The organism is Marinobacterium iners DSM 11526, from assembly GCF_900107855.1.
Lineage (GTDB): Bacteria > Pseudomonadota > Gammaproteobacteria > Pseudomonadales > Balneatricaceae > Marinobacterium > Marinobacterium iners.
Map to the genome: position 1 here is coordinate 94,962 of NZ_FNRJ01000001.1, position 18,169 is coordinate 113,130.

Consider the following 18,169-nt stretch of genomic DNA (forward strand, 5'->3'; position numbering starts at 1 on the left):
ACATCGTACACCTGTACACCACTCACCCAAGTACTTCCTGTCTTGGCTCTGAACATCTGTCCATCAAAATGGTGATCGCCCACATTTGTAGCGTGGCTTGATAGGGTGTCATACCTGTGAATGACCGTCTTCTGGATCAGGGATTCCGGCGCTTACTACAACCTGAGACTCTTCCTGACAAAACCTGAAATAGAAGCAGTTTGCACGCCCTGTGTGGCACGCTGGCCCCTGCTGGTCCGCCAAGCACAGCAGGGTATCGCCATCACAATCCGCTCGCAGCTCTATCAGCCGCTGCGTGTTACCACTGACTTTCCCTTTTTCCCACAACTGTTGGCGTGAACGTGACCAATAGGTAACCCTCTTTTCCTTGAGGGTCATCGCCAGCGACTCACGGTTCATCCACGCCATCATCAACACCTCACCGGAATCATATTGCTGAGTAATGACGGGTATCAGGCCCTGATCATTCCAGCTCAGACTTTCCATAAACGGCTCTAAATCAACAGCATAACCTTCGGGACTGAGCTCCAGCTCTTCAAAAAAACTCTTTCTCATAGGACCACATATCAACCAATGAGGGACCATGCGCAAAACCAGTTTCATACCGGCATGACACAGAGTGACACTCTCTAAAATCAAGTGTTATATTATAACACGAAAACTTGATCCAACTCTGAAAAACTTACCGGACAACCCTGACATGAACCTTGCCGATATGCCTACCAAGTCCATGTTGCACCACAGACCGAAACCCGCAGCACATGTCAGCGACCACCCCGTTATCATGGGGGACATTTATGCTCCTGAGTGCAACCTGACTGTTTGGCAGCGAAGTCTCGATGATTCCATTGAGCGCTATGTAAGCAGGCTTTGCGCGCAGCAATCGAGTTTGAATATAAGAACAGTGATTCAGTGTGATGAAGATTTGGAGAAAAACGCATCTGAACTGCTGCAGGCGCAATTGCCTGCAGGTGATGGCCAAGCGTCTATTGTTGCCGATATCGTAGAGCTGCTACAAATGTATGAATGCCTGCTTGGCCCCTCACACATCGGTTTGCGAATGACATTGCTGAAAGCCGCCATGTGTCCGAAGTTTCATGTTGACCGGCTTCCTGTAAGACTCGTTACCTGCTATTCAGGCACCGGTACCCAATACCTGCCTGAACCTGAAGGCGACACTGCCCGCATTCCTGCGAATGAACCGGAAAGCGTGTTGCAACTTACCGCTGGTGATGTAGCACTGCTCAAGGGTGATGGCTGGCACGGGAATGAAGGTTATGGCATCGTGCACCGGTCACCACCCGTTAGCGACCACCAGGCCAGACTGTTTCTATCTTTGGATTATATGGAATAGCCTTTTAGCTCAGCCTTATCGCGATCATTGAGGCAGGCTTAGAGTCAGCTCATTTCCCCGCTGCACCATGTCCAGATGCTGCATAAAGCTCATGCCCAGCAACACCGTATCATCGGGCATATAGGGGTTGATGCTGGCGGTCACATCCTTCAGCTCAATTCCGCCCAGCCGCACCGAGTCCAGCTGCGTGGTGTGTACACTGATCACACCATTGGCGGTCATGGTCTGTTGTCGACGCCCCTTTTCCAGTCCTATTTTGTCCGCCAGTGCCTCGGGCACGCTGACTTGGGTCGCGCCGGTATCCAGCAAGAAGGTGACCGGCTCACCGTTGATACGTCCCGGAGCAACATAGTGGCCACCACGGTTACGCTGCAGCACCACCTCGCCCGCATCATGGCTGACCAGGTTCAAGTTACGATTGGGGTTGCGCTTATCCTCAACAAAGTCCGTGAAGAACAGCGTCAGCAGGAACAGCAGTGCTACCCAAGTCAAATGGTGCATCCAGCGCGCCAGCCCGCGACGGGTGCGGTCAGGGTCTGACTGATGGTGATGTTCGGTCATGGCACTCTCCGTTTCCTCTTATCGTTCTGACCTCAAAAACGACAGGACTATCCCTGCCTTCTCAAAACAGCTCCTGCTGAGGAGCGATCAGCCGTTCAAAAGATTCGCCCACGAACGGCAACAAAGTGTCAGCGACCGGCAGCAGCTGCCGGTCGATATAGTGCTGGTAGTCCAGCGGTGAGCGCAGCAATTCCTGCGGTTCCGGGCCGTTGACCGTCATCAGATAGGCGATGCTGTCACCAACCCGTACGACCGGTGGCAAATCACGGTGCCGACGATCATCATCCAACATTTGAGCCGCACGCGCATGAGGCGGCCGATTGCGCTGGTACGCAGCAAGCGGTTGGCGAATACGACGGCGGTACACCAGATCACCATCCCGTTCACCGGCCCGAACGGCACGCACGGTTTCCTGCAACAAGACCTGCCAAGGCTGGTCGCGGAAGATGCGCTCATACAACGCCTGCTGGAACTGGCGTGCCAGAGGCGTCCAGTCGGTCCGGACCGATTCGAGCCCGCGAAACACCAGCTGATCGCTGCCGTCCGGCTGCACCTTGAGACCGGCATACCGTTTCTTGCTGCCCTTTTCTGAGTGACGCATGCGCGGCATCAAAAAACGCCGATAGTGCGCTTCATATTGCAGCTCAAGCGAGCAGTCGATATCAAAACGCTCCCGTAGCTGCTTCTGCCACCAAGCGTTCAGCTCACTGGCAAGCTGATGCCCATATCGGTCCGTATCCCGATCCGGCCAGTCATCCCCGAGCCAGACGAACACCGAGTCGGTATCACCGTAGATCACCTGATGACCAAAGGCCTGCTCGATCCGCTCGGCGGTCTGCTGCAGAATTTGATGGCCACGCAGGGTGATGGAACCGGACAGGCGCTGATCGAAAAAACGGCACACCCGCGAGCCCAATACGCCATAGCAGGCGTTCATCTGAATCTTGATCGCCTGCGACAGGGCCGAGTTACCCTGCCGCTTGGCTTCATCTCGCGCTTGCCAAAGACGTTCGATTATATCGGGCAGCAGCGCATGGCGGCGGTCAAAAATGGCGTGATGGAAACCCGGCACCAATGCATCGGGCGGCGCATCACCGTGAGTACCCAGCGCCAACCCCAGCGGATCAATCCTAAAGCTGCGGATGATGCTGGGGTACAGGCTCTTGAAGTCCAGCACCAGCACATGACGATACAACCCGGGACACGATTCCATCACGAATCCGCCCGGAACATCCAGCCCATCCACACCGGAGGCATACTGGGGTGCCACATATCCGGCGCGGTGCAAACGTGGCAGGTAGAGGTTATCAAACGCCTGCGATGAGCCACCGACCTTGTCCAGCGGCAGCCCGGTCAGGCGTGCCCGTGCCAGGAGGTAAGGGATCAATTCCGTATGTTCAAAAATCTCGCTGACCAGGCGGCAGTCTTCAAGGTTATAGCGCACCAGCGCCTGCGGATCTTCACGATACAGACGCTGGATTTCTTCTCCGCGGTCATCCGGGGTTTCGATCAGTTTGCCACGACCCAGCAGCTCACGCGCCACAAATTCCAGACTGTAGCGCTCGAACTGCCAAGTCGCGCCTTTAAGAGTATCGATCCCGTCCAGTACCACACGACCATTGAGACGGGCATACCAACGCCCCGTTCGTGTCTGCTCAACCCGTACCGGTTCCTGATCACGACCCAAACAGAGCGGCAAGCGCTGTGCCTCGGCACGCTGTTGCAGCACCCTCAGATCAAAGCCGATCACATTCCAGCCGATAATCAGGTCTGGATCGAAGCGACGCACTTCGGCCATCAGCTGCTGCAGCAGATCACGCTCGTTATGACAGCGCACAACGGCAGGCGAGTTGGTGATGTTGCCGTTGAACAGCACTCGTTCATAGCCTTGTGACTGCAGTGCAACGGACAGGATTCGGTCGGCCCGGAGAGTGGTTTCGATATCCAGTGACAGGATGCGCAGTGGAGGTTCAAACTCGGCGCGTTGCAGGCGAGGCCCTGAAGCATCATCAATGACCCTGGCGGATGCAAAGATACCGCGCTCAATCAGATACCGGTCAGCCGGGCGAATATCTTCTTCCATGAGCGCGACACCCGCCTGCTGCAAACGACCAAGCGCTTCATGCCATTCACGCAGGCTGTCTGCATACAGGGCACTGACCGGCTCATGATTCAGGCTTGATAATGACAGCGGTCGCAACTGACAGCCGGGCAGGTCTGATAGGAGCTCAGCGACATGAGCCCCATCCGACTGCAGTATAAAGGCGACAGCAGCCTCTCCCTCAATGACCACCTCATGGGCACCGGTAGCGGTTCTGAGCCAATAACTCAGTTGCAGTCGACCATTGTGATCCCGCTGTCGACGGGTCAGCGGGAAACCGATCAAGGCGGGCATCAGCGGCTGCCGAAAGGCTCCACGGTTTCCAGATCAGGGAAGTGACGCAACACTTCATCACGGCACTGCTGTTCAAACAGCAGCTTTAAGTTGGGGCCTGCATCCATGGTGAAATATACAGGCACCCCGTGTCGACGAAGCGTCCACACCGTCTGCATCGCCGCCACCGATTCCGGTTGCCAGTACAGCAGTGGTGGCCAGCTGGCAATCATGGTGGCATGCATCGACAGCGCGTTCTGTTCGGCAGTTTGCCCCAACAACTCAAAATCCTGTCGTGCGATAGCCTGATGCAGCTTTTCCAGATCAGCCGCCGCCTGCAGAGGCCAGCTCTGGTAGAGATGGGCGGTTTCCACCGTGCGCTGCATGCCAGAGCGGGAATCTACCGCCTTTTCTCCGGCATCCACCTTGGCAAGGCCAATACACAGGTCCGGCCATTCTGCATCCAGTGCAATACCGTGGCTGTCGAGCCCATCTTCACGCTGCCCCATACGCCATTCGACGAAGCCATCAAACACCGAACGGCAGGCGCTGCCACTGCCATGGCGGGCCAACACCGACAGCAGCTGGGGCTCCAAATCCAGCCCAAGCGCATCATTCAGTGCCAGCGTCAGTGCAGCAAAGCCCGAGGCCGAAGACGCCAGTCCGGCGGCGGTGGGGATGTTGTTGCGGGTTTCCACCCGGAAGTACAGATCCTGCTGCCGACGAAACAGGTCGATGAAGGCTGATACCTTCTGGCTGAATTTTGCGCTGGGCAAAAGCTGCTGCCCATTGAGCCAGACTTCATCCACTTCAGCATCAATCGGGGTGAGCCGGGTATGGGTCCCGAGATAATCCAGCGAAACGGACAGGGATGCGTTGACCGGCAAATTAAAGCTTCGGTCACGCTTGCCCCAGTATTTGCACAACGCAATATTACTGGGAGCAAAGAGCTCCGATGACGCCTTTGCCTGCAGGTGCGAGGGTAATAAACGATCAATCACTTCAGCAGGTGTCATGGCTAATCTCCACTCCAGTAGCGGCTACCGAGACCGGGATCGACTCCCAGGGCAGCGTTTCGGTCATGTGTCCCAGTGCCAGTACACAGTCACCCAGGCCCGAGCCCGATATTTTGGAGCCCAGAATGCCCGGTTGCGCTCTCAAGCGCCAAATCATCTCAGACAAGGTGGCATCATTCACCCCCAGCGCATCCATCAGGCCCTGATACAGATTCATCAACTGCCCCAGTTGCGACCAGTCGGCGCTGTCCACCGCCCTTCGACCCGCCTCACAGGTCTGACCCATGAGACGATACAGCCCGGCATAGAGTGAGGGTTGAGAGGCCGCACGGGATTCCACAAGCGCCAGCACCTCGGGGGTTTTCATCTTGTAGCCGCAATACAGCAGCGCCAGTGGCGGCAGGCCATTCAGACGTTCCACCGTACGCGGACTCACACGGTATTGAACAACACCACCATAGATACTGGCCGCCAGATCAGTTCCGGAGCCGCGTCCGTTCTGGGCTTGATGCACGGCATGCAAGGCCACCTCAAACAAGGCTTCAGGCGTTGTATCCGTGCCACAAAATTCGGCCAGTGCTGCTGTGACCGCTGCCGTGACTGCCGCCGAAGAGCCAAGCCCTACGGTATGTGAAAAACCGGAGCGTATCTGCAGGCGAAAGCCCTGTTTCAAGTAAGGTCGGTACGCCTCAATCACGGCCAGCACAAAGCTCAGCGCAGGTTCCGGTTGCAGCTGACTCAGATCACTTCGATAGCGTGCTAGTGCGCTGTCAATTTCTACCCGTTGTGATGCCAATGGTGTCAGCTCGACTTCAAGCCAGTGCTCCAGCGCACAGGCCAGTGCCGGTTCGCCAAACAGTACCGCATGCTCACCCATCAGCATGATGCTGCCGGGGGCACGGGTGTTAATCTTCGAGTATGCGGACACCTTGTCGATCCTCTTTCAGAACACCCCAGTGCCAGTGCGACTGCAGCGGCAACTGGGCCGGGGTCCCCTGCGGCAGCCAGAGCAGCATCAGCCCACCTTGATCCCCGGAAACCGCACCCGCACCACAGATTTTGGCGGCACCACCTCGCTGTTCGACACGCTCGGCAAAGCGTTGCAACGAGGCAGGTACAACACCGATACGGCTGAGCAATCGATGGTTGGCACGCACCTGTTCCAGCGGCGTATCACCCTTGAGCAGCGCCGTCGCCACCTGCTCGGTGATGTCGGCAAATTCACTCCAGATATCAGACTGACCGAAGTGACGCCGCACCTCATCCACACAGGCGCCTGTGCTGCTGGCCGGGGTACCGGTAAACAGCCAGAACCACCCGACCCCCAGCCCCTCATCAACCAGCGGAAGCCGTGACACCTGCTCACCCTGCAATTTGACCAGCCCTCCACTGCACACAGCCGCTGCATCGATCATACTGCCTCGCCCATGCTGCAAACGCTCACAGTAACGCACCTGCTGAATCAGTTGTTCAAGGCTGTCAAAATGCCCAAACAGTTTCAACAGTGCCGCAATCAACGCCGCAGAAGAGCCCATGCCAGCACCAATGGGTATATCCGAGTCTATACTGAGGCTGCCTCGCGGCTGAATATCAAGTCCGGACAGCACTCGCGCCATATCAATGGCATAGAAGGCCAACTCAGCGGGTTTTTTTAGGATACGGGTAATTGGCAGTTCGCCGCGCAGATAGCGCTCGAAGTGATTGTCGAGGCGACGCCGCAGGCCGGCCAGCTTGTCCAGCCCCAGCTCATGGGTGCGCTCGCGGGTATGCCAGCTCAAACGCGGCAATTGGTCAGGACGGTAGTGGATCCGCATGTGCCGATCCACCGCCAATGCCAGCGCCGGCGCGCCGTACACCACAGCATGTTCACCACTGAGAATGATCTTGCCCGGAGCGCAGGCGGTCGGCATCAGCAGGGAATATATTCGCGTTTGTGATGGATAATGCCCGCTAGACGGAAACGGCCGGTGGTACCTTCAGGGAAGGTGTATTCGCCGCCATCAGTCGGCACCTGATGCTGATACAGTTTCAGGTATTCATCATGGCTGATTTCGCGCCGGGCGTTTAGCATCTCTCGATGCAGCTCGGTATGCAGTGCCTGTTTATAGCCATCCACCACGGTACCGGAAAAAAACTCGGCCACACAACCGGAGCCATAACTGAAAAAACCGATCCGCTTGCCGGCCAAATCTTCCAGCGTATTTTCCAGCAGCGAGGTCAGACCGATATACATGGAAGCGGTATAGCTGTTACCGATGATGCGGTTGTACAGCAGGGTATTGCTGATCTGCGCCTCCTGCTCGGCTGAAGACAAGCCAGCCCTGTTCAGCTTGACCAACTGCTGATGCGCTTTTTGAGCCATGCGACTGAACGGCAGGTGGTAACAGAAATGACTGAAGTCGGCAAACGCCAACGAACTGGCCTCACGGAAATGCTCCCAGGCTTTTTTGAGAGCCTTGAGGTAAATTTTGGTGGAGTACTTGCCATCCACCAGTGCGGTCGAGCGATAGTTCGGTCGCCAGAAGTCCATCACGTCTTCAGTATAATTGCCGACCTCCGGATCGATGGTGACCAGACGCGGATTGGCACTGATCAGCAGAGCCACGGCACCGCAGCCCTGAGTCGCTTCGCCGGGCGTATCCAGATCGTAGCGAGCAATGTCAGAAGCGATCACCAGCACCTTGCTGTCCGGCTTGCGCGCCACCAGTGCACAGGCCATCTGAATGGCGGCGGTCGCGCTGTAGCAGGCCTGTTTCAATTCCACAACCCGGCAATTGGCGCTCAGGCCAAGCAGACGATGCACGTACACACCTGCAGCCTTGGACTGATCAATGCCGGTTTCGGTGGCAAACAGCAACGTCCCGATTGTTTCAGGCCCAATGCGCTCTACCAGTGGCAAGGCCGCATTGGCTGCCATGGTGACGATGTCTTCGTCCGGCGCGGCCATACCCATTTTCTCCTGACCAATGCCGGTATAGTACTTCTCCGGATCGGTGCCCTGCACCTGTGCCAGCGTGCGCAGGTCCAGGTAATAGTTGGAGGTGTAAAAGCTGATTTCGTCTATACCAACGGACATACTCGACCAGGGTCCTCAACGCTCTTGGACAATAAGCGTCCTGTTCCGGAACAGCGCCGCCACATCAGGCGTACCGAGCAGAAACATCGCAGTAACAAATTCGCGGCGCAAACGCTCAATGGCGTCCACAACCGCTTCGGCAGATTCCATCGCCGGCTGCAGCAGGGGCGCAGCCATACCGCACAGCGAGGCGCCGAGTATAACAGATTTGGCCATATCAATCCCATCTCTGAGCCCGCCACTGGCGATCAGGGTAGCCCGATCCAGATAGGGCTCTGCCTGCTGCAGTGCCAGAGGGGTTGGCAGCCCCCAGTCCTGAAACCTGAGGCCAATATCGCTGCCATCATGGCGTCGATGATGCTCTATCCGGCTCCACGAAGTGCCGCCAGTGCCGGCAATATCAAAGTGACGAATGCCCTGTCTGAGCCCCAGCTCTATGTCCGCCGGGGACAGGCCGGATCCCACTTCCTTGAGCATCACAGGAACCGACAGACCTGCCGCCACTGCACCCATCTGCTGCGCCAGATTACTGAAGTTGGTATCACCCTCGGGCTGCACCGCTTCCTGCAGCGGGTTGAGGTGGAAGTAGAGCGCATCGGCCCCAACACAGTCCACTGCCTCCTGACAACGCTGGAGGTCGAAGCCATAGTTGAGCTGTACACCACCTACATTACCTATGAGTACAGTAGTTGGGGCGAATTGACGCAACTCAAAACTTGCACGCGCTTCCGGGTGGGTAAACATTACCCGTTGCGATCCGACCGCCATGGCCACCTGACACTGCTCAGCCGCCAGCGCCAGGTTCATATTGATACGTCGCACCAACTCATGATCACCACCGGTCATGGAAGAGATCAGCAGCGGAAACGAGAGTCGTTTGCCAAGAAACTCAACCGATGGATCAACCTCATCGAATGCCAGTTCGGGCAAAGCCCGGTGCATCAGTCGGATCCGATCAAACCAATGCCCCTGCCGATCGGTCAGCGGGTCCTGCTCAATCGCCCGGATATGCTCTATTTTGCGCTCGTTGGTGGGGTCGGTCATTACCGCTCCAGCTTGATATGGGCTTCCATCAGCTCACCGGGGTTGGTCTGGGCCGCCATCAGCGACAGCTCGCCACACAGCACGGTAGCGGCACAGATCGCCGCCAGCCTGCGGGCGTTTGCGCCGGGCTCGCGCGCCTCCTTGCAGCCCAGCTGGCGCAGATTGTCCTCGACAAAATCGATTCCCTTGCCGTTACCTACCGAGCCTACAATCAGGTTCGGAAGCGTACAGGAAAAGTAGAGGTCGCCATCACGCACTTCGGCGTGCACAACCCCCTGTGAGCCTTCGATGATGTTGGCGGCATCCTGGCCAGTAGCCAGATAGAACGCCAGCAGCATGTTGGCATAGTGGGCGTTGGCACTTCGCAGCCCACCCGCCATCAAGGTCCCTATAAGGTTCTTTTTGATATTCAGATCAACCACTTTTTCCGGCGTGGTTTTCAGGCGGCGTTCGCAGATATCACGTGGAATCAGAATCTCACTGACTACGTACTTGCCACGCCCCAGTATTCCGTTGACGGCCGTGGCCTTCTTGTCAGAGCAATAGTTGGCCGAGATGGAGCAGTAACGCAGTTGAGGATACTGCTGCAGAATCCATGGAATCAGCTTGTCAGCGGCGTTGGTGACCATATTGTGACCGGATGCATCACCGGTCGTGAACTCCAGTCTCAGATAGATCAGGTTGCCCACGATCTGGCTGTGCATGTCAATCAGGTTGGCAAAGCGACTGCTGGTGGCCACCACGGCATTGAGATCGTCCTTGCGTGCCTTGATTGACTGCAGCGCCTGATGTGCCGCCAGCGCATCATCCGCTTCCAAAAGAATTGAGCGCGTCATGCGCTCGTCCACCACTGTGGTGACAATGCCCTTTTCGGTCAAGGTGGACACGCGTGCTCCGCGGCCAACGGATGGCCACAGTGGCGTCTCATAGGTCGCCAGGGGCACACTGAGCTTTTCATTCAGCACATCGCCGCCGATCTTGATTGGCCCGACCCAGCGCATCGGGATGGGAGCTTCCAGTATTTTATGTGACTTCATGCTCAACGCATCCTCTGAAAACAAAAAAGGGCTGCAACTGTGGCAACCCTCTTGAAAGACCTCAGGCTGCGCGGGATTTTAAGCCACCCGCGCAGATGGATGCAATTACTGCCCGCTGTCAGCAACCTCCTGCTGCGCTGCACCCTGTTCACCCACATCAGGCAAGGGTATGTTGAGCGCTTCCAGCAAGTCACCGGTACCGGTCAGGATACGCAGTTGTGCAATCTGGTCATCGACTCGCGCTTCTGCCAGCTGATTCTTCGCCGAGAACACTTCGTTCTCGGTATCCAGCAAGTCGAGCAGTGAGCGCTGGCCAATATCGAACTGTTTTTTGTAGGAGTCGCGAGTATCCTGACTGGAGACCACGTGACGCTCCAGATACTCCATCTGCCGAGTCAGAATTTCATGGGCGTTCCACGCCAGCTCAACACTTTCGCGAATCTGGCGCTCGGCATCACGCTGAATTGCCTGAGCTTCGCCGATCTGATGTTCAGTCTGACGAATACGCGCTTTGTCGGCACCGCCATTAAACAGATTGTAACGCAACCTCAGCATGGCGGTCAGGTCTTCATCATCACCCTCTACACCATCTATGTTGTTATCCCAGCGACGCTCTACTTCAAAATCCAGGCGTGGATACATGGCACTTTTAGCTGCATCACGTTGCGCGACGGCCGCTTCCACATCGAACTGTGCAACACCGGCTACAGGCTGGTTTTCCAGCCCCCGTGCAATGGCCTCTTCCAGGCTGGCCGGCAGGCTCAAGTCAGCCGCCTTGAAAGGCTCTGGATTTTCAGGTGCCGGCTGACCAACCACTCGCAGATAGCTGGCTCGCGCATCGCGCAGGTTGTTTTCGGCCGCCAGCATATTAACCTCTGACAACGCCAGACGGCCTTCCGCCTGCTGAATGGAAGCCAGACTGTCCATGCCGGATTCGCTTCGCCGCTTGATCTGGTCATAGATGGTGACATGGTTATATAGGCTTTCCTTGGCCAGCGTCAGAAGCTGATCACGACGCAGCACCTCCATATAGGCCCGACTGGCCTCCAGGGCATAACGCTGAGCTGTATCTTTCAGGCTGCTGGCACGAGACGCCGCACGCGCTTCATGACGCTTCACCTCACTGCTGGTAGCAAAGCCATCAAAGATCATCTGGTTCAGGTTAAGGCGAGCTTCACGTCTATCCAGCTCAGTATCCTGAGTACCATTCTCTTTATCAGTCCATTCGTAGCCGTAGCCAATAGTGGCATCGAGGGTAGGATAATAGCCTGCCCGAGCCTGACGAATTTCCTGAATTACGGCAGCATAGTTCTGAAGTGCGCGCTGCACTTCCGGGTTCTGCTCTATATTGTCAGCAACCACGTCCTGAAGGGTGGCAGCGGAACTCCAGCCCGCAACTCCTGCACTCAGGGCAAGTGCCAGCATTGAGTATCGAAATTTCATATCCTTGCTCCGGCTATTTTCAATGTGGGTACACCTGACCGTTCGCCTTGAGGATCAGGTCAATCCTGTCCCTCGCTCCGGCCTTTTCCAGAATGGCACTTACATGTGCCTTGACTGTACGTTCGGTTATGTTCAATTCGCGTGCAATTTCCTTGTTGCTCTCCCCCCGCTTAAGAGCCGCCATCACCTGCGACTCACGTTCACTCAGTGACCACAGGTCCGGAACATCCGCCGAGGGTTGCGACTGCTGCAGCAGACGTCTCAGCAGACGCTGCAGCAACTCGGGCCCCGCCCAGATATCGCCACGCCCAACAGCCATTACAAGCTCAGTCAGCAAGGCGCCCTGAATAAACGTATTAGCATATCCCCTGAAACCTTCCTGCAGCAGCTCTATACCTTCCTGATCACTGGGCGTATCAACCAAGGCAACAAGACGCAGATCATGACTGCGTGCGATCAGCTCCTGACGCTGCTTCGAATCCAGCGCACTCCAATGCAGAAGCAACACAGCCCCATTTGGCAGTTTCAACAGCGAGCCTGAATTCAGGTCCAGCACAGCCGACGTTGCCAGCTGGGTTTGCCAACGTTCCCTGATGTCTTTTCGTTCGCTCCAGACAAACAACTCCATATTCTATCGCTCCGTCAACGCCCGCTCTTTTGCCCGATTGATCGGCTTCAACAGGTAATGCATTACTGATTTCTTACCTGTCATGATATCCACGCTGACCGTCATGCCGGCCATCAACGGCAGCACCTCCTGCTCAGCACCCACCTCTGGGGCATCCATCTCCAAGCGCACCAGGTAATACGGTTGTTTGCTTTCTTCATCCATAATAGTACCGGGCGAAATAAACGCCACTTTCGCTTCCATTCCACCGTAGATGGCGAAGTCATAGGCACTCACCTTGACCACGGCAGGCTGATTCAGGCGGATATTGGCAATATCAGACGGCTTGATACGCGCTTCCACCAGCAACTGGTCCTCCCAGGGTACGATGCTCAACAGCGGGTCACCCGGCCTGACTACACCATCAATGGTATTGATCATCAGCTGTTTAACGGTCCCCTTGATGGGCGCACGCACCTCGGTACGGCTGATGCGGTCCTCCATTCCACCCAGCGCTTCTTCCAGCCTGACCTGCTCGGCAAACACTTCATTCAGCTCGGCCCGAGCGCGATTACGAAAGTTAAGCTCCATCTCTTGCTTCTTCTGCTGAATTTCCTCAATGGTGGATTCAATTCTCGGAATACTCAGCTCGATGCTCGACATCTCTCCGCGCAGATCATTTACCTGACGCCGCAGGCGCAGATGCTCAACCTCTGAAATGACGCCTTCCTTTACCAAAGGATCACTGATGCGCAGTTCTCTCAACAACAGGTTGTAACTGCGACGCAGCTGTTCAATTCTGGCCCGCGCCTCAACAAGCTCCTGTCCACGTTGCTCCTGTTGCTGCTCAAGTACCGAGAGGTTGGTACTAAGCTCTTCCCGTCGGGACGCAAACAGCAGGCGCTCCTGTTGCAACAGGTTCTGGTATTCAGACGGGAAGTCCTCAGGCAAAATAAACTCTGCGTTATTTGACTCGGCTTCCAGGCGGGCGCCGCGTGCATTCAGCTCCAGCAACCGCACCTGGTTCTCACGAAAGGAGCTGGCAAAGCGCTTGTCTTCGATCCGCAACAGCACTTCACCCTTATCAACAAGCTGCCCTTCGCGCACCAAAATTTCGGACACGATGCCACCTTCCAGGTTCTGGACAACCTGCAACTGATGAGACGGGATTATTTCACCCTCTCCACGTGCCAGCTCGTCAAGCTCCGCCCAGTTTGCCCAGATAATGGCAAAAACGATAAACATCGCCCCTGCCCAAAGCAGAAGGCTGGCGCCACGTGGCACTTGCTCCAGCATCGCTTCACTGATACTGGAGGTGTAGCGGATATCATCACCCTGTGGCTGTGGGGAGTGTTGGCTCATGCTCTACTTCCTCACCTGCAAACGACCCTGTTTCAAGGCTTCGAGTACACTGTCCTTTGGACCATCCGCCAAAATTCGACCGCCGTCGACGACAATAAGACGGTCAGCAAGATCCAGCAGCGACATTTTGTGAGTCACCATAACCAGAGTCTTGTTTTTCAGGTAGCCCTTGAGCTGGCGCCTCATGGTCTCTTCGGAGGCGTTATCCATGGAATTACTTGGCTCATCCAATACCAGAATGGCAGGATCATGCAGTAGCGCCCTTGCCAGTGCCACCGCCTGACGTTGACCACCCGACAGGCGGCTGCCACGCTCACCCACCGGCATGTCGAAGCCCAAAGGGTGCTGATTCACGAAACTTTCCACTCCAGCCAGACGTGCAGCCATCAGGATCTGTGTGTCGGTCGCATGAGGCAGGCCAATAGTGATGTTATCGCGTACAGTACCGGCAAAGAGCATCACATCCTGAGGCACGTAGCCCACCGAACGACGCAGATCGGTGGGGTCTATCTGGTTAAGGTCGATGCCGTCAATCGAGATTGCGCCTTCGGCAGGTCGATAGAGCCCCAGCAGCAACTTCTGAATGGTACTCTTGCCCGAACCGATGCGCCCGATCAATCCCACCTTTTCACCCGGCTGCAAGCGGAACGAAACCCCATGCAAAGCACCATATTCGGTTGAGGGGTAAGTGAAGGCAACATCCTTGAATTCGACTCCCCCCTTCAGCTCCGGTCTGTGGATATAGCGTCGCCCTGCCTCATGCTCATCGGGCAGTGCCATAATCTCGTCGAGGGTTTTCAGTGCCTTGAGCGACTGTTCATAGTGCGCGATCAGGCTGGCAATCTGTGCCAGCGGGGCTATGGCTCGGCCACTCAGGATGACACAGGCGATCAAACCACCCATGGACAGGGTCTGTTCCATGATCATGTGAACACCAGCGATCACCAACAGTACCGATGCCAACTGCTGCACAAACCCGGCCACATTCACCACTGATGAGGACAGCATGCGCGACTTGAGTCCCCAGTTAGCGATGTAGCCCACAGCACTTTCCCAACGCCCCTGCATCGGGCTGGCCGCTCGCTGAGTCTTGAGGGTTTCCATGGCCGTCAGGGACTCCACCAGCGTGCCGTTTTTCTGCGCTGATGCGGTAAAGGTGTGCTCAATGGAGCGACGCAGCCGAGGCTTAACCAGCAGCGCATAGACCAGAATGATCGGGATCGCCATTGCCGGCACTACCACCAGCGGGCCACCAATCCAACTGATCACCAGCAGGAACAGCAGCATAAAAGGAATGTCGATCAATACCGTGTTAGTGGTTGAACTTAGAAAGTTGCGAATGCTCTCAAACTCGCGCAGATTACTGGCAAAAGCACCCACCGAGGCCGGCATGGCGTCGTAACGTACCCCCATCACCTTTTCAAACAGCCGTGCCGACAACAGCACATCTGATTTCTTTCCGGCCACTTCAATAAAATAGGCCCTCAGCATTTTCAGGCCGAAATCGAACAGGTACACCACCAGCACACCAATCGCGAGCACCCAAAGGGTTTCAACCGCATGATTGGGTACCACTCTGTCGTAGACATTCATTACGAACAGAGGGTTGGCGAGCACAAAGAGATTGATCAGCAGAGACGCGAGCAGCACATCCCGGTAGATACGCGCCGAACGCCAAATCGTACTCCAGAACCAGTGACCCCCACGATCATCCAGCTCACGCGTTGTGGTTTCACCAAAGCTGTATTCGGCGCGCAGGAAAATGACAAAACCGGTATAGAGGGATTCAAGCTCATCCAGGCCGACACTGACGATGCCACCACTTTCAGGTTGCTGAATCTCGGCCTCACCTTTTTCGAAATCAATTTTTTGCAGTATGCATGACTGCTCATCCTTCAACAGCAGCACAGCAGGCAGCAGCAATCTGGAAAGCTTCTGCAAAGGTCGCTGGGCCACTTTGGCGGCAAACCCTGCACGTGCAGCTGCACGCAGAAAAAGCTTGGGGGTAAGTCGCCCATCAACCAGAGGCAACCCCTCAACCAGTACCTGAGCGGAAAATGGACGCTGGCTTTGCTGTGTCAACAGCACCAGGCACTCCAGCAACGGGTCCTGCCTTACATCCATGCATTACTCCAGACAGTGTAAAAACAAAATTCTAACACTTGTTTTAATCGATATAAACCCTAAATACAGGTTACAGCCGAGAGTTCTAGAGCTACACTCGAACCTTTACTTAGCTTAGATCAGGTTTATTGTAATGCTCTACGCACTCAGAGACGAAGCGGGCAATATCACCGCCCTGACCGATCGTCAGATCCCTGACTCCCAAGCAGTGGATGCCGCCAATCCAGAGGTATTACGCTTCCTGTCTCTGGATTCTTCTGCTTTTACCGCCAACGAGTTTCTGGAAGATTCGGATCTATCCACCATCCGCATCCTGGAAGACTTGATCGACACCCTTATCGACCGTCAGGTGATACGCTTCACTGACCTGCCAGACGCCGCCCAGCGCAAGCTGCTCAGTCGTAAGGTCGCACGCTCCATCGTCCACCCTGATGAATATGTAGCAGCCGACAGCGACGATATGGATTCAGAGATGTTTCTCAAGGATGAGGATCAGTTATTCTGATCCTGCTGTGACAATAGCTGCACCTGGGCAGCCAGCCGCTCAGCCAGCGCCGCATGACGCTGCTGTTGGCGGGCGCTGAGCGCCGCATACTGGATTCCATAGAGCACATCATCACAGCATCGGATTGATGCCAGCAAATCCGGCGATAGACCTCGCTTGATCAATTCCAGCTCAGTTTGTACCAGATTCAAGCCAATGCTGGGGTTATCAGGCTGCACCTGCAAAGCAAAGGCAAACGCGTCACAGGCCTGCGCGAGCTCGGCCTTGCGAAAGTGCATCATGCCCTTGAGATTAGCTCTGGCCCAGTCAATATTGACCATTTTACGGGTCAACTCCTGACGCAACACTGCCACACTGCGTGAGGCTTCCGACAGCTCCAACCCGTCGCTAAGCTGATCAATCCACTGCGCCTGATCATCCAGCGGCAGTGCCAGGAAAAGATCCAGTGCCGACCTTGCTGCCTGCTCCGCCCTCGGCACATCTCCGCTACGGCGCAAAACATCTGATAACAGAAGGCGAGATTTGAAAAGTGCCACCCGATCCTGATCGAAGTCGGAAATGACCTGTTCCAGCACTTGAATCGCTTCAGCCTCGGACTCAGCGGCCAGCCCCCCCTGCTGCCCTTCGACACGGTCACTGAGCGAACGCGCCAGAGCAAAATAATAGTCCGGCAATTGAAAGGCCGAATAGCGACCAAAGCGAATGGCTGCACGAAAGGAATCAGTTGCCAAGCGCCAGTCCTGCAACCGGGCTGCCACATTGCCAAGCTCCCCTTGCAGTGCCGCGACTGAGGGTTGAAGCAAGACAGACTTGCGCAGCAATGTCATCGATTGACTAAGATCTCCGCGCAAACGATGCAATCGCGCCAACCAATTGAACGCATCCACACTAACCTGCTGCTGATTAATCACCGTACTAAGACAGTCATAGGCCAGATTGAAACGCCCTTCACGGTACGCTGCAACGCCTGCCCCCACTCGCATCCAGTGCTGATCACGTGCTTCAAGCATGCGCTCAAACAGCGTCCGCGCTTCCGGGTAACGTTCCAGCCTCAGTAGAATAATCCCCTTGAAGCGCAGTAGAAATATCTTAAGCGCCGGAAATTCTCGAATCTTTTGATCACAAAGCATCAGCGCCTCAAGCCATTTCTGCTGATCCATCAGCTCAGACAAGGGCTTGAGAGACTGTTTCAAACGCAATAGCTTCTCAAGGACCTGGCGTAACTGGACACCGTTATAAGGCTTGTTGATACAAAGATCAGGGGAGTACTCGAGAGAGCCAAATAAAAGCTCGGATGTTTCAGGGGCGGCCACCAGCACGAAACCGGTTCCGTAATGACGAATGCCTTCAGCCTGAGCCTCATGCATCACCTGCAGGCCACTTTTTTCACCTTTGCCCAGATCATAGGACATAAAGCAGATATCGACATTCTGCTCACGCAGAATCGACAGCGCCATATTGACGGACGACGCGACCTCGATGTGCCCGAACCCCAGGCCGGTGAGCAGATCACGCAACGTCCGGAGGTCTTCCAGCTGCTTATCGAGGATCAGCACCTTTTTGCCTGAAAAAAGAGTATCCATAGGCCTACAGCAACCAAGACTACCGAAAAAATAGCATGAGGGTCTGACTGCAGGCAAAACCCTTTTCCACACAGGGCTTTAGC

General features: G+C 55.8%; 16 protein-coding genes. 2 read left to right on the plus strand and 14 right to left on the minus strand.

Translation table 11 applies throughout. From position 1 onward, the window contains the following. Nucleotides 1–108: 108 nt before the first annotated feature. On the minus strand, nucleotides 109–555 hold the full coding sequence (hisI, locus tag BLV48_RS00540) for a phosphoribosyl-AMP cyclohydrolase (protein ID WP_091821422.1): 447 nt from the start codon (nucleotides 553–555) through the stop codon (nucleotides 109–111). A 145-nt stretch (nucleotides 556–700) separates the two neighbouring features. Here hisI and BLV48_RS00545 point away from each other — a divergent pair, with 145 nt between their 5' ends. Next, nucleotides 701–1,354 (plus strand): DUF1826 domain-containing protein, encoded by a 654-nt coding sequence (locus BLV48_RS00545; protein ID WP_091821425.1) that lies wholly within the window; start codon nucleotides 701–703, stop codon nucleotides 1,352–1,354. A 24-nt stretch (nucleotides 1,355–1,378) separates the two neighbouring features. Here BLV48_RS00545 and BLV48_RS00550 read toward each other — a convergent pair whose 3' ends face one another. From BLV48_RS00550 to BLV48_RS00605, 12 genes are all read right to left on the minus strand, one after another. Continuing rightward, on the minus strand, nucleotides 1,379–1,915 hold the full coding sequence (locus BLV48_RS00550; RefSeq protein WP_091821428.1) for a retropepsin-like aspartic protease family protein: 537 nt from the start codon (nucleotides 1,913–1,915) through the stop codon (nucleotides 1,379–1,381). Nucleotides 1,916–1,976: 61 nt separating this feature from the next. Then, nucleotides 1,977–4,310: a DNA polymerase II gene (locus BLV48_RS00555; protein WP_091821430.1), complete on the minus strand. Its 2,334-nt coding sequence runs from the start codon at nucleotides 4,308–4,310 to the stop codon at nucleotides 1,977–1,979. Then, nucleotides 4,310–5,305, minus strand: coding sequence for a diphosphomevalonate decarboxylase (gene mvaD / locus BLV48_RS00560; RefSeq protein WP_091821433.1), 996 nt, complete (start codon nucleotides 5,303–5,305; stop codon nucleotides 4,310–4,312). Before mvaD ends, BLV48_RS00555 begins: the two co-directional genes overlap by 1 nt. Next, complete coding sequence (gene mvk, locus BLV48_RS00565) at nucleotides 5,292–6,233, minus strand: mevalonate kinase (protein ID WP_091821436.1); 942 nt, start codon at nucleotides 6,231–6,233, stop codon at nucleotides 5,292–5,294. Before mvk ends, mvaD begins: the two co-directional genes overlap by 14 nt. Further along, nucleotides 6,211–7,215 carry a mevalonate kinase family protein gene (locus BLV48_RS00570; RefSeq protein ID WP_091821439.1) on the minus strand — a complete coding sequence of 335 codons (1,005 nt, stop codon included), beginning with the start codon at nucleotides 7,213–7,215 and terminating at the stop codon, nucleotides 6,211–6,213. Before BLV48_RS00570 ends, mvk begins: the two co-directional genes overlap by 23 nt. Continuing rightward, on the minus strand, nucleotides 7,215–8,381 hold the full coding sequence (locus BLV48_RS00575; protein ID WP_091821442.1) for a hydroxymethylglutaryl-CoA synthase: 1,167 nt from the start codon (nucleotides 8,379–8,381) through the stop codon (nucleotides 7,215–7,217). The genes BLV48_RS00570 and BLV48_RS00575 overlap by 1 nt, the downstream gene beginning before the upstream one ends. 15 nt (nucleotides 8,382–8,396) lie before the next feature. Next, on the minus strand, nucleotides 8,397–9,425 hold the full coding sequence (gene fni, locus BLV48_RS00580; protein ID WP_091821445.1) for a type 2 isopentenyl-diphosphate Delta-isomerase: 1,029 nt from the start codon (nucleotides 9,423–9,425) through the stop codon (nucleotides 8,397–8,399). Then, entirely contained in the window at nucleotides 9,425–10,462 is a 1,038-nt protein-coding gene (locus BLV48_RS00585) for a hydroxymethylglutaryl-CoA reductase (RefSeq protein WP_091821447.1), read from the minus strand. The genes fni and BLV48_RS00585 overlap by 1 nt, the downstream gene beginning before the upstream one ends. Nucleotides 10,463–10,567: 105 nt before the next feature. Continuing rightward, entirely contained in the window at nucleotides 10,568–11,905 is a 1,338-nt protein-coding gene (locus tag BLV48_RS00590) for a TolC family outer membrane protein (RefSeq protein ID WP_091821450.1), read from the minus strand. 19 nt (nucleotides 11,906–11,924) lie between these two features. Next, nucleotides 11,925–12,533 (minus strand): helix-turn-helix transcriptional regulator, encoded by a 609-nt coding sequence (locus tag BLV48_RS00595; protein ID WP_091821453.1) that lies wholly within the window; start codon nucleotides 12,531–12,533, stop codon nucleotides 11,925–11,927. A 3-nt stretch (nucleotides 12,534–12,536) separates the two neighbouring features. Further along, complete coding sequence (locus tag BLV48_RS00600; protein ID WP_091821455.1) at nucleotides 12,537–13,874, minus strand: HlyD family type I secretion periplasmic adaptor subunit; 1,338 nt, start codon at nucleotides 13,872–13,874, stop codon at nucleotides 12,537–12,539. A gap of 3 nt (nucleotides 13,875–13,877) precedes the next feature. After that, the gene (locus BLV48_RS00605; protein WP_091821458.1) at nucleotides 13,878–15,998 is read right to left on the minus strand and encodes a type I secretion system permease/ATPase; all 2,121 of its coding nucleotides are present in this window, start codon (nucleotides 15,996–15,998) and stop codon (nucleotides 13,878–13,880) included. A 133-nt stretch (nucleotides 15,999–16,131) separates the two neighbouring features. On the opposite strand from BLV48_RS00605, the gene BLV48_RS00610 reads away from it, so the two are divergent. After that, nucleotides 16,132–16,503 carry a hypothetical protein gene (locus BLV48_RS00610; RefSeq protein ID WP_091821461.1) on the plus strand — a complete coding sequence of 124 codons (372 nt, stop codon included), beginning with the start codon at nucleotides 16,132–16,134 and terminating at the stop codon, nucleotides 16,501–16,503. On the opposite strand, the gene BLV48_RS00615 is transcribed toward BLV48_RS00610, so the two are convergent. Beyond that, nucleotides 16,491–18,086 (minus strand): response regulator, encoded by a 1,596-nt coding sequence (locus tag BLV48_RS00615; RefSeq protein WP_091821464.1) that lies wholly within the window; start codon nucleotides 18,084–18,086, stop codon nucleotides 16,491–16,493. The two genes, BLV48_RS00610 and BLV48_RS00615, sit on opposite strands and share 13 nt — an antisense overlap. Nucleotides 18,087–18,169: the final 83 nt, after the last annotated feature.